Genomic DNA, 14,346 nt, shown 5'->3' with positions numbered 1-14,346 from the left:
GGGCGCGGCCGATGTCGGTGGGTTCGGGGGTGGGGTCCAGCCGAAGTTCGTGGGGTAGGCCGGTTCGTCCGAGCGGTGTTCGGGTACGGAGCGCTGTTCGGGCATGTCGAACTCGGTCAACCAGCCGGCCAGTCCGTGAACGGGCCGGCCGTGGGCAGGCATGTCGTGGGCAGGAATATCGTCGGCGGCTCGGTCGTGGGCGGGCCGACCGTGGGCGGGCTGGCTGTAGGTGGCTTGGCTGTCGGCGGGTTGGGCGTGGGTGGGCCGGGGATGAATGGGCTGCGGGTGGGCGGGTTGGGCGTGGGTTGCCCGGCTCCGGTCGGCGGTGGTTGCCGGGCCGGGTGGTTCGGCGCGGTTCGACTCGCGCCAGGTGATCGGCGCGGCCGGTGTGGTGTTGTCCTTGTGGTGCTTGTGCTCGGGACGATCGGTCATCAGTCGTACACCCCTTCCACGGCCCACTTACCGCCCGCGCGGATCAGCAGGAATGCTTGTTCTTCGCCGTCCGGTGCGGTGCCCAGGACCTGGAGGCGGGCGGCGCGGAGGGCGGTGGTTCCGTCCCACCAGCGTTCGTCCACCGGCCACGGGCCCGACCAGGCGGTCACCTGTCGTGCCCGTCCCGCGTGGACGATGCGGTGCGGGTGGGCGACGAGTTCGGCGTAGCCGGTGACCACGACGTCCGGACCGAGCAGGCCCTGGACGTGCACCCTCGCCCTCGCCGCGTGTTCGGTCGCCTCACCCTGGTCCTGGCCCGCGCCCGGCCACAGGCCGGGTTGCAGGGCGGTGGTGGAGTCGACGATCTCTTCGGGGTCGAGTTGGAGCACTTCGATGCCGGAGGTGAGCGTGGCCCGGGTGAGCCACCCGTCGAGTTGCCGGCGCACCCGGTCCGCGATGCCCTGCGGGGTGGGCGGGTCGGCGCAGTGCCACACCCGGCGGAGTTGTTCGCCGTCCTCGGTGGTGGCCCGGATGCCCAGTCGCGTGCAGGCGAGGCCGTGGTCGGCGAGGACGGTGTGCAGGCGTTCGGCCAGTCCCTTGGCGGCGAACGCGGCCGCGTCGACCCGCTCCACGGGCGGGTCGAGGTGCTGGGTCACCGTCAGGTCGGGCGGTGGGCGGCGGCGTGACCTGGGGCGTTCCTCCCGACCGGCGGACTGGCGGTGGGCCGGCACGGCCTGTCTGCCGAAGCGGGTGGCGACGTCGCGTTCGGAGATCTCGGCGAACGCGCCCAGCGTGCGCAGGCCGAGGCGGCGCAGGAGGTCGACCAACCGGGTCAGGTCCTCGCGGTGGTCGGCGGGCTGGTCGGGTTCGTGGATGCCGAGCGGTGCCAGGAAGTCGGCGCTGCGGCCGGGTGGCACGACGACGCCCCGGTGAGCGGCCAGGGTCGACGCGAACACCTCGTCGGCGAAACTGACCTGGGCTTCGACGCCGGTGCGCGCGGCGACGTGGTCGACCAGGCGTTCGGCCGCTTGTTGGGCCGCTTGTTGGGCCGCTTGTTGGGCCGCTTGTTGGGCAGAGCCGTGGTAGCCGACCGGCCCTCGCGCCGCGACCGCGACCAGTCCGGCGCGGACCACCTCGATGTCCGGCGCGGGTTCCTCGACCGCCGCCGCGATCGGCTCGAACAGGCGGGTGTCGCGGGCCTCGACGTGGTCGAGGACGACCAGTTCGTGGCACTGCGCCTGTGCCGCGCGCTCGCGCATCCCTCGCCGCACGCCTTCGGCCCGTGCGACTGCCGAGCAGGCGATCCCCTCGCCCGAACCGATGACGGCGGCGGGCACGTGCGGCAGCAGGGCGGCCTCGGCGGACGCGGCGACCACCGGCCAGTCGGGACACCAGACAGCGAGCGTGTACAGGATTCACCCCTTGGGGGAAGTGGGAAGTGGGGGCAACGGAGCGGCGTGCGGGAGGGGTGGTGGAGGGGTCACACCACCTTGGGGTTGGCGGGTTTCGCCGGCACCGGTGTCAGGGGGCGGCGGTGGCGTGAGGGGGACGGGGCTGCGGTGCCCGGCAGGGGGAAGGTGGTGCGGCGTGGGCGCGCGGCGGCGCCACGGCCCGTGGCATGGACCGTGGTGGGGCGAGCGGTGAGGAGGCCGTGGCCTTGGGAGAGGCCGGTCCAGGGGTCGAAGGTGGCGGTCAGTTCGACGTCGGCGCCCGGCCACCTGGTGGCGAACGGGAGCAGGACGGACCTGCGCTGCCTGGCTCGGGCCGAGAGTGTGCGTGCTGCCGCGTGGGTCACCTGGGTGGCTACCACGACCAGGTCGAAACCGTCCGGGAGGGCGGCGGTCGTCTTCAGGGCGGCGGTCGTCTTCCCGATCTCGCTCCGGTCCCCGCCGGGGCGAGGGACCAGAGCGAGTCGGTGGACGGCCACCCCCGACTCGGCCGCCGCGAGCACCCCGCACCGCGGCAGGCCGACGACAGCCGCCCAGCATCCTTCCGCCGTCGCCGCGGCCATCAGCGCGAGCAGCAACGATGTCGACCCGCGCACCGACACCGTGCTGCCTCGCCGCAGGCCGCCCCACAGGAGGAGCTCTGCCAGTTCCCCGCGAACTGGCAGAGCCCGGACCGGTGCGTTGGTCAGCTCGCCCGCCGCGCCTACCCCGAGCGCGGTCAGCGTCGCCGTTGCCGACCTCGACACCCGCCCTCCCCTCCCACAGATCCGCGCGCACCCCTGTGCGCGGATCGCCGTGGGAAGTCGGCGACCTGTCTGTCGAACACTTGTTCGAACGACATGGTGATCTTATCGCTAGGGATGCCGTCCGTGTCAATGGCCGGCGACGCGATCACACGATCGGGAATCTGTGCGAGCAGGGCGAGGGACGCAACGCGTGCGTGGCAGGAAGAGAGCGGGCACGGCGCGGGGAGCGCAGCGGGACACGGAGCGCAGCGGGGACAGGAAGCCCGGCGGGGAGAGGGGGTGGCTGCCGGTTGGACTGGCAGACTGCTTCCGGCCCATCGACCGCAGCACGGGGGGAACCGTGAACTCACCTCAGGACTGGCACCGGCAGCAGCCGCAGCCTGGACAGCAACCTCAGGCCGGGCAGCAACCGCACCAGGCACAGCAACCGGCGCAGCAGCAACCGGTACCGCAGCAACCGGTACCGCCGCAGGGGGCGTCGGGGCAGCAGGGAGCGCAGGGGGCGTTGGGGGCGTACGGGGTCCAACCCGGGCAGGGGCCGGCCGGCGGGTACGGGCCGGGCGGCTACGGGCAGGGCGGGTATGGACCGGGTGGGGGCGGGTCGGGCGGGTACGGGCCGGGTGGAGGTGGGCCTGGCGGGCCTGGGTACGGGGGGCCGCCGCCGGTGCGGAAGAAGCGGACCGGGGTGGTCGTCGGGGTCGTGGTGGCGGTCGTCGTGCTGGTGGCGGCGGGGGTGGTGGGGATGCTCTACCTCGACTACGCCGAGGAGCCCGGGGGTGGGCCCGGCGGGGAGCCGGTCGCGCAGTGCGCGGTGAGCGACTCGCTGAAGCAGCAGGCGCACGTGAGCAGCTTCCGGCTGATCCAGGCCCCCGCCGACGCGGAGAAGGGGATGAAGCAGACGCACTGCGCCTGGGAGCAGACGAAGGGCAAGGACGGGCGCAACCCGCGGACGATCCACGTGCTGGTCTACGACTACGCGAAGTTCTCCGACAAGTCCGACCGGAACGAGGAGATGGCGGAGGGCAACTACACGAGCTTCACGTCCTACGCCTCGGGCTCGCAGGCCAAGCAGGTGGACGGCCTCGGCGACCAGGCGATGGTCGTGATCCCCTCCTCGTCGACGGACCTGACCGAGGTGAACCTGCTGGTGCGCAAGGGCGCGGTGGTGTGGAACATCCGCTACTTCGGCCGGGACAAGGGGTTCCTGAGCGACTCGGCGTTCCCGGTGGACGAGGCCGAGGCCGTGGTGCGCAGGACGGCCGAGGAACTGGTGCGCTGACAGCACGCGGGGGCCCGGCCGGGTCGTCCCGGCCAGGCCCTCGCGTGCTGCCGGTCTAGTGGGCGAAGTGCCGGGTGCCCGTCAGGTACACGGTGGCGCCGGCCGCCTCGGCCGCCGCGATGACCTCCGCGTCGCGGACCGACCCGCCGGGCTGCACGACGGCGCGCACGCCGGCCTCCAGCAGCACTTCGAGGCCGTCCGGGAACGGGAAGAACGCGTCGGACGCGGCCATCGCGCCCTTGGCCCGGTCACCGGCGCGGGTCACCGCGAGGCGTGCCGCGTCGACCCGGTTGACCTGGCCCATGCCCACGCCGACGGTGGCGCCGCCGGAGGCCAGCAGGATGGCGTTGGACTTCACGGCCCGGCACGCGCGCCAGGCGAACGCGAGGTCGGCGAGGCCCTCCTCGGAGAGCGGCTCGCCGCACGCCAGCACCCACTTGGCCGGGTCGTCGCCGTCGGCCTCGATGGTGTCGGCGGTCTGGAGCAGCAGCCCGCCGGAGACCGGCCGCAGTTCCGCCCCGCCGCGCCGCGGCTCCGGGGCGACCAGGACGCGGATGTTCTTCTTGCGGGTCAGCACGTCGACCGCGCCGTCGGCGTACGACGGGGCGATGATCACCTCGGTGAAGATGTCGGCGACCTGCTCGGCCATCTCCACGGTGACCTCGCGGTTGGCCGCGATCACGCCGCCGAACGCGCTCACCGGGTCGCACGCGTGCGCGTTGCGGTGGGCCTCGGCGACGGCGCCCGGACCGTCCACCTTGGACACCGCGATGCCGCACGGGTTGGCGTGCTTGATGATCGCGACGCACGGCAGCTCGTGGTCCCACGCGGCGCGCCAGGCGGCGTCGGAGTCCACGAAGTTGTTGTAGGACATCTCCTTGCCGTGCAGCTGCTCGGCGGTGGCGAGGCCGGGGCGCCCGTCGCCGCTCGTGTAGAGCGCGGCACCCTGGTGCGGGTTCTCGCCGTAGCGCAGCACCTGCTTGCGGTCCCACGTCGCGCCGACCCAGCCGGGGAAGCCGGAGCCCTCGTCGTCGGGCGCGACGACGCTGCCCAGGTAGGAGGCCACGGCCACGTCGTAGGACGCGGTGTGCCGGAACGCGTCGACGGCCAGCCCCTGCCGCTCGGCCAGCGTGAAGCCGCCCGCGTTCACCTGCTCCAGCACCCACCCGTAGCGGGACGGGTCGACCACGACGGCGACGCTGGCGTGGTTCTTCGCCGACGCGCGCACCATGGCGGGGCCGCCGATGTCGATCTGCTCGACGCACTCGTCCGGGGACGCGCCCGACGCGACGGTCCGCGCGAACGGGTACAGGTTCACCACGAGCAGGTCGAACGGCTCGATGCCCAGCTCGCGCAGGGTCTCCAGGTGGGCCTCGCGGCGGGTGTCGGCGAGCAGGCCCGCGTGCACGCCGGGGTGCAGCGTCTTGACGCGGCCGTCGAGCACCTCGGGGAACCCGGTCACGCTCTCCACGGGCGTCACCGGCACCCCGGCGTCCGCCAGCGCGCGCGCCGTGCCGCCGGTGGAGACGATCTCGACCCCGGCCGCGTGCAGGCCGGCGGCCAGTTCCAGCAGCCCCGACTTGTCGGACACCCCGATCAGGGCCCGACGAACCGGTCGCCTCTCGGCAGGAGTGGTCACGGGATGCTCACCTTTCGTCCGTTCACGGTGCAGCCCTCGCGGGCCAGGCGGGCGACCACGTCGACGAGCAACCGCCGCTCCACCACCTTGATGCGCTCGTGCAGGCTTTCGACGTCGTCGTCATCGGCGACGACGACCGCTTCCTGGGCCAGGATCGGCCCGGTGTCCACGCCGCCGTCCACCAGGTGCACGGTGGCGCCGGTGACCTTCACGCCGTAGTCGACGGCGTCACGCACCCCGTGCGCGCCCGGGAACGCGGGCAGCAGCGCGGGGTGCGTGTTGACCATCCGGCCGCCGAAGCGGGCCAGGAAGGCGGGTCCGAGGATCTTCATGAACCCGGCGGACACCACGAGGTCGGGCCGGTGCGCCTCGACGGCGTCGGCGAGGGCGACGTCCCACGCGGCCCGGTCGGCGTGGTCGCGCAGCTTCGCGGTGAAGGTCGGGACGCCGGCGCGCTCGGCGCGGGCCAGGCCCTCGATGCCGGCGCGGTCCGCACCGACGGCCACCACCTCCACCGGGTAACCGGGGTCGGCCGCCGCGTCCAGCAACGCCTGCATCAGGGTGCCGGAACCGGAGACGAGGACGACGACCCTGGCGGGGACGGGAAGCCGGAGTGTGGTCGCGGCGCTCAGCGTGCTCTCCTTGCTGGGGACTGTCACAGCAGCTCAAGAGCAGCCTAGGCGGTGCTCACCTCGGCTTGTCGGCCAGGTCCGGCTCCGCGTCCGGGTCCTCGTCCGGGCCGTCACCCGGGTCCTCGTCCAGGTCCTCGTCCGGCTCGGTGTCCGCGTCGTCGTCCGGCTCGGTGTCCGGGTCGTCCGCGTCGTCGTCCGGGTCGTCGTCCAGGTCGTCGTCCAGGTCGTCCGGGTCGTCCTCGGAGCCGTCGAGGTCGTCGGCGTCCTCGAAGTCGTCGGCATCCTCGTCGTCCTCGGCGTCCTGGAAGTCGGCGGCATCCTCGGGGTCGTCGGCGTCGAGGTCTTCGGGATCGTCGAGATCGTCGGTGACGTCGTCGAGGTCGTCCTCTTCCTCGTAGTCGTCCTCGTTCTCGTCGTCGTATTCCTCGTCGTCGTACTCGTCGTCCGCCTCCTCGGCGGTGCCGGGCTCCGCCTCGACGGCCTCGGTCACCGGTTCGGGCGCGGGCGCCGGGGCACGGACCGGGCGCGGGCCGGAGAACCAGGCCACGATCGCGCCGGGCACGCCGATCCACGCCAGCGTGAGCACGGCCAGCAGCCCGGCGGGGATGGTGACCGGGTTGAACGCGCCGCTGCCCAGCGCACCCCCCGAGACGGCGGCCAGCACGAGCAGGCCGACGGCCGCGGTGACCGCCGCGACCAGCACCGCGCGCACCCTCGCCCGGGGCGTCCCGGCGGCGTTGCGCAGCGCGAACCCGACCAGCACGCCGAGCGCGCCCGGCAGCACGAGCACCAGGGGCAGGTAGCCCGCCTGCTGCTCGGGCAGGGCGGCCAGCAGCGGCACGGCGGGCACCGGGCCGCCGACGAACTCCAGCGGGCGCACCACGACCGAGCCGAGGGAGAACCCGGCACCCACGACGTACGACAGCGCGCCGACGACCGCGTTCGGCAGGTAGGCCAGGCACAGCAGCCAGATGCCGAGGCCGGTGCCGATGGTGCCGCCGGTCTGGTCGAACAGCACGGCGGTCGTGGACCAGGAGAACAGCAGGCCGAGGGCCAGCACGAGGGCCCCCGCGGCGGTCAGCGCGAACAGCGCCAGCGCGCCGGCCCGCAGACCGCGCCGCGCCACCGGGTCGATGCGCTCGAACACGACCTCCACGAGGCCGCAGCGCTGGGCGACCCCCGCCACGGCCGCCACGGCGGACACCGCGGCGCACCCGAAGAACGCCACGGCGGGCGTCGCGCGCACCACGCCGTCGTCGCCCATCAGGAACGTGATCACGCCGCCGACCACGGCGTGCGTGCCGGAGATGCTGAACACCACGGACCTGGCCTGCAGCGGCTCGAACAGGCCGAGCCGGTCGGCCGCGCTCGCCGCGGCCCGGTACACCAGCAGCATCACCAGCGCCGTCGGCAGCAGCGGGAGCATCCCGAGCTGCCCCCCGTCGAACCGGATCGGCACGTGGTGCGCGACCAGCCAGCCGGGTGCGGCGGCGGTCAGCACGCCGGTGGTCGAGAACGACGCGTGCGCGGCGGTCGACGAGATCAGCGCGAGCAGCGCCGCGACGGCCGCGTACCCGACGACGACGGAGCCGGCGGCGGTCGTGGTGAGCACCCGCACGCGTTCCGCGCGGGAGAACTCGGGTGGGCGCACGGAGTCCGTCACGGCACCGTGGGAAGTCGTTTGCAGCACCGACATCTGTCCACCATCCCAGTCACGATGGGCCGTTCGGGTGAGGCACGCCGCGCACGCGAAGAGGGGTGGCACCGGCGCACCGGTGCCACCCCTCCACGACGTGCGTCAGCCCTGCTGCTGGGGACCGCCGAACCCGGCGGGCGGGGTGCCCTGGCCGGGCTGCTGGCCGGGCTGGCCGAACTGGCCCGGCTGCGGCATGTACGAGGTCGGCTGCGGCTGGCCGGGCTGCTGGCCGGGCTGCGGCGGCACCGGCGGCTGCTGCTGCTGGAACTGGCCGGACGGCGGGCCGTACTGCTGCGGCTGGCCCTGCTGCGGGAACGCGCCGGACTGCGGGTTCCAGCCACCGGGCTGCTGGCCGTAGGGGTTCGCGGGCTTCGGGGTGAACTTCACGACCCCGGTCTCCAGGAGCAGGCTGAGCACCACGGCGGCGGCGAGCAGCAGCGCCACGATCAGCAGCACGACCTGCATGCCCTGCACGTCGGCCTCGGTCTTGATCAGGGCCTGGAGCAGCTGGAGCGTGGGGATCAGCGCGAACGGCACGGCCGCGTAGAGCAGGCCGCGGGGCGCCTTCGGCAGGACGGACAGGCCGGCGAGGATGCCCGCCGCGTACAGGTACTCGATACCGCCCGAGGACGGCACGTCGTCGGCGAACGCGAGCAGGAACGCGATCAACGCCAAACCGGCCGCGACCAGCGGCAGGATCAGGTTCAGGTTCACGCCCACCGCCGGCTGCGCCGGTCCCGGCTGCTGCTGAGGGGCGCCGTACGGCTGGGACATGGTGCGGTCTCCTCCACCTGCGGGGTACTGATCGGGACGACAGAACGCTAGCCGATGCGCACTCTCCGACGACGACCGGACTCCCGTGGTTCCCCGCGGGGCCGCCCGATCAACCTGGTCGGGGTGTGCTGAAGGCCACCTCCGGGTGGGAGGTGGCCTTCAGTGTGTTCCACGAACGGGTGATTGTCAGCCGATCGACTGCATGATCTCCCGCATGAGGGCGGCGGTCTCGGACGGCGTCTTGCCGACCTTCACGCCGGCGGCCTCCAGGGCCTCCTTCTTCGCCTGCGCGGTGCCGGCCGAGCCGGACACGATCGCGCCCGCGTGGCCCATGGTCTTGCCCTCGGGCGCGGTGAAGCCCGCCACGTAGCCGACGACCGGCTTGGTGACGTTCTCCTTCACGTAGGCCGCGGCCCGCTCCTCGGCGTCGCCGCCGATCTCGCCGATCATCACGATCGCCGCGGTCTCCGGGTCGGCCTCGAAGGCCGCCAGGGCGTCGATGTGCGTGGTGCCGATGATCGGGTCGCCGCCGATGCCGATGGCGGTGGAGAAGCCGAAGTCGCGCAGCTCGTACATCATCTGGTACGTCAGCGTGCCGGACTTCGACACCAGGCCGATCTTGCCCGCGCCGGAGATGTTGGCCGGGATGATGCCCGCGTTCGACTGCCCGGGGCTGATCAGGCCGGGGCAGTTCGGGCCGATGATCCGGGTCTTGTTGCCGGTGGCGACGGCGTGCGCCCAGAACGCGGCGGTGTCGTGCACCGGGATGCCCTCGGTGATGACGACGGCCAGCTCGATGCCCGCGTCGATCGCCTCGATGACGGCGGCCTTGGCGAACGCCGGCGGCACGAAGATCACGGTGACGTTCGCGCCGGTGGCCTCCATGGCCTCGGCGACGCCGCCGAACACCGGGAGCACGTTGCCGTCGAAGTCGACCTTCTCGCCGGCCTTGCGCGGGTTCACGCCGCCGACGATGTTCGTGCCGGAGGCCAGCATCCGCTTGGTGTGCTTGGTGCCCTCGGCGCCGGTCATGCCCTGGACGATGACCTTGCTGTCCTTGGTGATGAAGATAGCCATCGTCAGACCCCCGCAGCCGCGAGCTCGGCGGCCTTGTCGGCCGCGTTGTCCATAGTGTCCACCACGGTGACCAGCGGGTGGTTGGCCTCGGCCAGGATGGCGCGGCCCTCCTCCACGTTGTTGCCGTCGAGGCGGACCACGAGCGGCTTGGCGGCCTCGTCGCCGAGGATGCCCAGCGCGGCCACGATGCCGTTGGCGACCGCGTCGCACGCGGTGATGCCGCCGAAGACGTTCACGAACACCGAACGCACGTCCGGGTCGTTCAGGATGATGTCCAGGCCGTTGGCCATGACCTCGGCGGACGCGCCGCCGCCGATGTCGAGGAAGTTGGCGGGCTTCACGCCGCCGTGCTTCTCACCCGCGTAGGCGACCACGTCGAGGGTGGACATCACGAGGCCGGCGCCGTTGCCGATGATGCCGACCTGGCCGTCCAGCTTGACGTAGTTGAGGCCCTTCGCCTTGGCCTTGGCCTCCAGCGGGTCCTCCGCCTGCTTGTCCACCAGCTCCTCGTGGGCGGGGTGGCGGAAGGAGGCGTTCTCGTCGAGCGTGACCTTGCCGTCGAGGGCGACGATCCTGCCCTCGGGGTCGCGGACCAGCGGGTTGACCTCGACCAGCGTGGCGTCCTCGGAGACGAAGGTCTCCCAGAGCTTCACGATGACGTCGGCCACCTGGTCGGCCACCTCGGCCGGGAACTTCGCGGCGGCGACGATCTCGTCCGCCTTCGCGCGGTCGACGCCCTTGATCGCGTCGACGGGCACCTTGGCCAGGGCCTCGGGCTTGGTCGCGGCGACCTCCTCGATGTCCATGCCGCCCTCGACGCTGGCCATGGCCAGGAAGGTGCGGTTGGCGCGGTCGAGCAGGAAGGAGAAGTAGTACTCCTCCGCGATGTCGGACGCGGGGGTCACCAGCACGCGGTGCACGGTGTGGCCCTTGATGTCGAGGCCGAGGATGGCCTCGGCCTTCGCCTGGGTCTCGTCCGGGTTCTCGGCGAGCTTGACGCCACCCGCCTTGCCGCGGCCGCCCGTCTTGACCTGGGCCTTCACCACGACGGTCTGGCCGAAGCGCTCGGCGATGGCCTTGGCCTCGGCGGGGGTGGTCGCCACGTCGCCCGGAAGTACCGGGACGTCGTGGGCGGCGAAGAGGTCCTTCGCCTGGTACTCGTACAGGTCCACTCGGGTCTCCTGCGACGTCGGTGTCGGACACCGCGCCTCTTCGTGCGGTCCTCGATGGTCCGGCGCTCCAGGCTGGCGCCTGGTGCCCTCACGTACCAGGCATCACCTGGAACGCCGGCATAGCCGTGGGGGGACCGGCTCGACGCGGCTGCGCAGAACACTATCGACCTGCTCGGAGTCCGCCGCACCCCACGCCCGTGAAGTCCGTCATAGAGGTGGTGAGGTCGATCACCACACCGATCCAGGGGACGGGCGGGGCGCGGTCAGCGGGCGGTCCGGACGGCCGCGGTGAGCAGGAGGGCGGCGGTGGCGGCGACCGCCAGCCACAGACCCGGTCCGGGCTCGGCGCCGGCGGCGCGGGCGGCGGTGAGCGGGTACTCCAGCGCCCTGGTGCCGGTGACCGCGGCGGCGCCGAGCAGCAGCGCCGCCCCGCGGCCCGGCCGGGCCCCGAGGGCGACGGCGGCGGCGCCGAGCACGGCCACCAGGGCGACCAGGAGCCCCCAGGAGCCGACGCGCAGGCCGAACGCGGTGATCGGCGCGTGGTCCGGAGCCTCCACCACGGGCAGCGCGAACGCGCCGACGGCGAGCAGGGCGGCGATGAGGGCGCCCGCGACCAGCGGCAGCGGCGCCTCCGCGCGCTCGACGCCCGCCTCGTCCCGCTCCACCGCGCCGGCCAGGGCGGCGGTGGCGGCGGCGGCGAGCGCGGCCACCACGGCGGCGGCGGTGAACCACGTGCCGGGGCCGGGCTGGACCGCATCGACGCGCGTGGCGGCGAACACGGCGTCGAGGGCGCCCCCGGCGGCGAGCGGGACGGCGGCGGTGGCCACGGCGAACGCCGGGCGGACCGCGCCCCTGACGAGCAGGGCCGCGCCGAGGGCGGCGGTGGCGACCGCGGCGGGCCAGAGGAGCCGGGCGGCGTAGGCGGTGGGCGCGGGCAGGCCGGCCGGGAGCACGAGCTGGTCGGCCAGCGCGCCCCCGACGGCGCAGGCCGCGGCGACGAGGCCGAGGACGCCCGCCGCGGCGTGCAGGCGGCGCAGGCCGGGCAGCTCGGGGTCGGCGCGGTCGGCGTTCCGCTCGCGGGCCCGCCCCGGCCACGCGAGCAGCACGGCGGCGGCGAGCACCAGGAACGGGCCGGGCGCGGGGTCGAGGCGGTCGACGGCCAGGCCGGCGGCGATCGGCGGGAGCGCGACGGTGACCAGGGTCGCGGCCAGGCCGAGCAGGCCGCCCCGGCGGACCTCGGGGGTGGGGGCGCCGGCGGCGAGCACGGCGAGGGCCGGCGCGGCCACGACGAGCAGCAGGCCGCCGAGCATCGGCAGGGCGGGCGAGTCGAGCGCGCCGCCCGCCGGGACCAGCGCGTCGGAGGAGGTGAACGGGGCGGCGACCAGGCCGGCGCCCGCCAGCAGGCCCGCGACCGCGGGGAGGACGAAGCCGGCGCGCCCGCCGCGCGCGTCCGGCTCGGCGGGGGCCGCCGCCGCCAGCGCGCCCGCGGCGACCAGCAGCACGTGGCCCGCGATCAGCAGCCACGCCCCGGCGGCGGGGGCGGGCGGGTCGAGGGCGGGCGGGCGGAACAGCTCGGGGCGCGCGGCGTCGAGGGGGCCGACGAGGACCTGGAGGTCCACGAGCAGCCGGCCGACGGCGAAGGCGGCGGGCGCGAGGAGGGAGGCGGCGGCACCGGCCCCGTGCCCGCGCGCGAGGAGGACCGCGGCCAGGGCGGTGGGCGCGAAGGCGAGGACGGCCAGCAGCGGCCACGCGGTGAACGCCGGGGGCGCGCCCGCGTCGACCACCCCGACCAGGGGTGCGGTCGCGCCGAGCAGCGAGCCGGCGAGGCCCAGCCCGACCGCCGCGCGCAGCCTCGTGGGCGTCGATGGGACCGGGTCCGCGGTTCGGATCACCGGTCGGACGCTAGCAAAGGCGGGAGGGGTGGTCGCGGCGCGCGGTCGGCCGGAGGTGGAGGGGTCGGGGGCGGGTGGGTCGAAGGGCGCATATGCGGGAATACGCGCGCGAGCCCGCCCGTTGTCGGGGGTGCCGGCTACCTTCACTCGTACGGGTGGTCTGGGGCGGTCGGTGGGGTCCGGCCGTTTCGGGGTCGGGAACGCCGGGCACCCGAAGTGCGCCGACCCACGGGGTAGCCGGTCACGGGACAGCCGGTTCACGGGTCGGAGGAGTGCGATCCGCCTCCGCGGTGCGGTCGGGGCACCGCGGCGGCGAGGTCGTCACGACGCTCGTCCGCGACGCCCGTCCAGGGCGTCCCGGACGCCTGCGCGGGGCCGGCGGATACGTGATTCAGGTCACCTTTGAGTATCGGTTGCCCGCGTCGCGCAACGCGCAGTAGTGACCCCGGCCACACGATCAGGTGATGGTGTAGACCACCCCATCATGCCTGTACGCACCGGGTTTCCCGACGGGTCGATGACTCATAGTCACAGTTGACAGTTCTCCGGGACCCCTGCGCCGCTAAGCGGTGGACATCGACCCAGGGGATTGCCCTTAAGGGTCTCGCCCCGTTATCTTCCCCCGGTCCGTTGTCACGGTCTGGTCACAAGCAGGACAGCGAGTCGGTTACCCCGACCGGCTCGACCGGGATCCCCCGCCCGGTGTCCGACCGGACTCCCCGAAGACGGAAGGCCAGGTTTTGTCCCGACACCGCTCCCCCGGCGGCCATACGAGTTCTGCTGTGCTCGACGAAGCGGTCGAATCCGCCTCGACGCGTGCGGTCAGCACCCACCGGCTCCCGCCGCCGCCCTCGGCGCTGCGCGGCCGGATCGTGGTCGCAGCCGTCGCCGTAGGCGCTTTCGCCGCCGCCGGCGCAGGCCAGACGCTCCACGCGCTCGGCTCCGACTCCCCCTCCTCCGCCGACGAGGTCACGCCCCTCGCGAACGCCGCCGAAGGCGCCGCCGCGTTCGGCGTCGGCGGCAGCGGACCCGCGTCACCGCAGGTCCTGCCCGTCGCGAAGACCGTCGACACGGCAGCCGAGGCCCAGAAGCTCGTCAAGAGCCAGCAGATCACCGAGAACCGCGAGGCCGCCGAGGCCGAGGCGCAGCGCCCCAAGTACGCGCGTCCCGCCGCCGGCTCCTTCACCTCCGGTTACGGCGGTCGCTGGGGCGAGATGCACTACGGCATCGACATCGCGGGCCCGATCGGCACGCCGATCCTGGCCGCCGCAGATGGTGTCGTGGTCGAGGCAGGTCCCGCAAGCGGTTTTGGCCTCTGGGTCAAGGTCGAGCACCCCGACGGCTCCACGACGGTCTACGGCCACGTGGACACCTACTCCGTCAGCAAGGGCCAGCGGGTCGCGGCGGGCGAGCAGATCGCCCGCATGGGCAACCGCGGCTTCTCCACCGGTCCGCACCTGCACTTCGAGGTGTGGAACGCGGAGGGCATGAAGATCAACCCGCTGAGCTGGTTGAACTCCAAGGGCATCAGCGTCTGACCCGGCCCCGCGGGGCCCGTG

General features: G+C 73.8%; 12 protein-coding genes. 2 read left to right on the top strand and 10 right to left on the bottom strand.

Annotated elements, in window-relative coordinates; all coding sequences use genetic code 11:
* Positions 1-431 precede the first annotated feature (431 nt).
* The 3 genes from ACR807_RS15960 to ACR807_RS15950 form a co-directional block, all read right to left on the bottom strand.
* Entirely contained in the window at positions 432-1,808 is a 1,377-nt protein-coding gene (locus tag ACR807_RS15960; protein ID WP_438922099.1) for a Y-family DNA polymerase, read from the bottom strand.
* Between the two features lie 104 nt (positions 1,809-1,912).
* Positions 1,913-2,626, bottom strand: coding sequence for a DnaE2-dependent mutagenesis accessory factor ImuA' (gene imuA' / locus ACR807_RS15955; RefSeq protein WP_438922098.1), 714 nt, complete (start codon positions 2,624-2,626; stop codon positions 1,913-1,915).
* 346 nt (positions 2,627-2,972) lie between these two features.
* On the bottom strand, positions 2,973-3,152 hold the full coding sequence (locus ACR807_RS15950; protein ID WP_438922097.1) for a hypothetical protein: 180 nt from the start codon (positions 3,150-3,152) through the stop codon (positions 2,973-2,975).
* A gap of 138 nt (positions 3,153-3,290) precedes the next feature.
* Between ACR807_RS15950 and ACR807_RS15945 the strand changes: the two genes are divergently transcribed.
* Positions 3,291-3,905: a hypothetical protein gene (locus tag ACR807_RS15945; RefSeq protein ID WP_438922096.1), complete on the top strand. Its 615-nt coding sequence runs from the start codon at positions 3,291-3,293 to the stop codon at positions 3,903-3,905.
* A gap of 55 nt (positions 3,906-3,960) precedes the next feature.
* Here ACR807_RS15945 and purH read toward each other — a convergent pair whose 3' ends face one another.
* From purH to ACR807_RS15910, 7 genes are all read right to left on the bottom strand, one after another.
* The gene (gene purH, locus ACR807_RS15940; RefSeq protein ID WP_438922095.1) at positions 3,961-5,544 is read right to left on the bottom strand and encodes a bifunctional phosphoribosylaminoimidazolecarboxamide formyltransferase/IMP cyclohydrolase; all 1,584 of its coding nucleotides are present in this window, start codon (positions 5,542-5,544) and stop codon (positions 3,961-3,963) included.
* Positions 5,541-6,176, bottom strand: coding sequence for a phosphoribosylglycinamide formyltransferase (purN, locus tag ACR807_RS15935; protein WP_371320613.1), 636 nt, complete (start codon positions 6,174-6,176; stop codon positions 5,541-5,543). Before purN ends, purH begins: the two co-directional genes overlap by 4 nt.
* A 55-nt stretch (positions 6,177-6,231) precedes the next feature.
* Positions 6,232-7,839: a cell division protein PerM gene (locus ACR807_RS15930; RefSeq protein ID WP_438922094.1), complete on the bottom strand. Its 1,608-nt coding sequence runs from the start codon at positions 7,837-7,839 to the stop codon at positions 6,232-6,234.
* Positions 7,840-7,974: 135 nt separating this feature from the next.
* Complete coding sequence (locus ACR807_RS15925; protein WP_438922093.1) at positions 7,975-8,646, bottom strand: DUF5336 domain-containing protein; 672 nt, start codon at positions 8,644-8,646, stop codon at positions 7,975-7,977.
* A 186-nt stretch (positions 8,647-8,832) separates the two neighbouring features.
* Positions 8,833-9,723 (bottom strand): succinate--CoA ligase subunit alpha, encoded by an 891-nt coding sequence (gene sucD / locus ACR807_RS15920; RefSeq protein WP_438922092.1) that lies wholly within the window; start codon positions 9,721-9,723, stop codon positions 8,833-8,835.
* Positions 9,724-9,725: 2 nt separating this feature from the next.
* Positions 9,726-10,895 carry an ADP-forming succinate--CoA ligase subunit beta gene (gene sucC, locus ACR807_RS15915; protein ID WP_438922091.1) on the bottom strand — a complete coding sequence of 390 codons (1,170 nt, stop codon included), beginning with the start codon at positions 10,893-10,895 and terminating at the stop codon, positions 9,726-9,728.
* A gap of 263 nt (positions 10,896-11,158) precedes the next feature.
* A complete protein-coding gene (locus ACR807_RS15910; protein WP_438922090.1) occupies positions 11,159-12,787 on the bottom strand; it encodes a hypothetical protein in 1,629 nt (542 codons plus the stop codon).
* 782 nt (positions 12,788-13,569) lie between these two features.
* On the opposite strand from ACR807_RS15910, the gene ACR807_RS15905 reads away from it, so the two are divergent.
* Positions 13,570-14,325, top strand: a complete 756-nt coding sequence (locus tag ACR807_RS15905) for a M23 family metallopeptidase (RefSeq protein WP_438922089.1) — start codon at positions 13,570-13,572, stop codon at positions 14,323-14,325.
* Positions 14,326-14,346: the final 21 nt, after the last annotated feature.

It is taken from the genome of Saccharothrix sabaoui (assembly GCF_051756985.1).
Taxonomy (GTDB): Bacteria; Actinomycetota; Actinomycetes; order Mycobacteriales; family Pseudonocardiaceae; genus Actinosynnema.
This window is presented reverse-complemented; position numbering and strand designations above follow the sequence as displayed.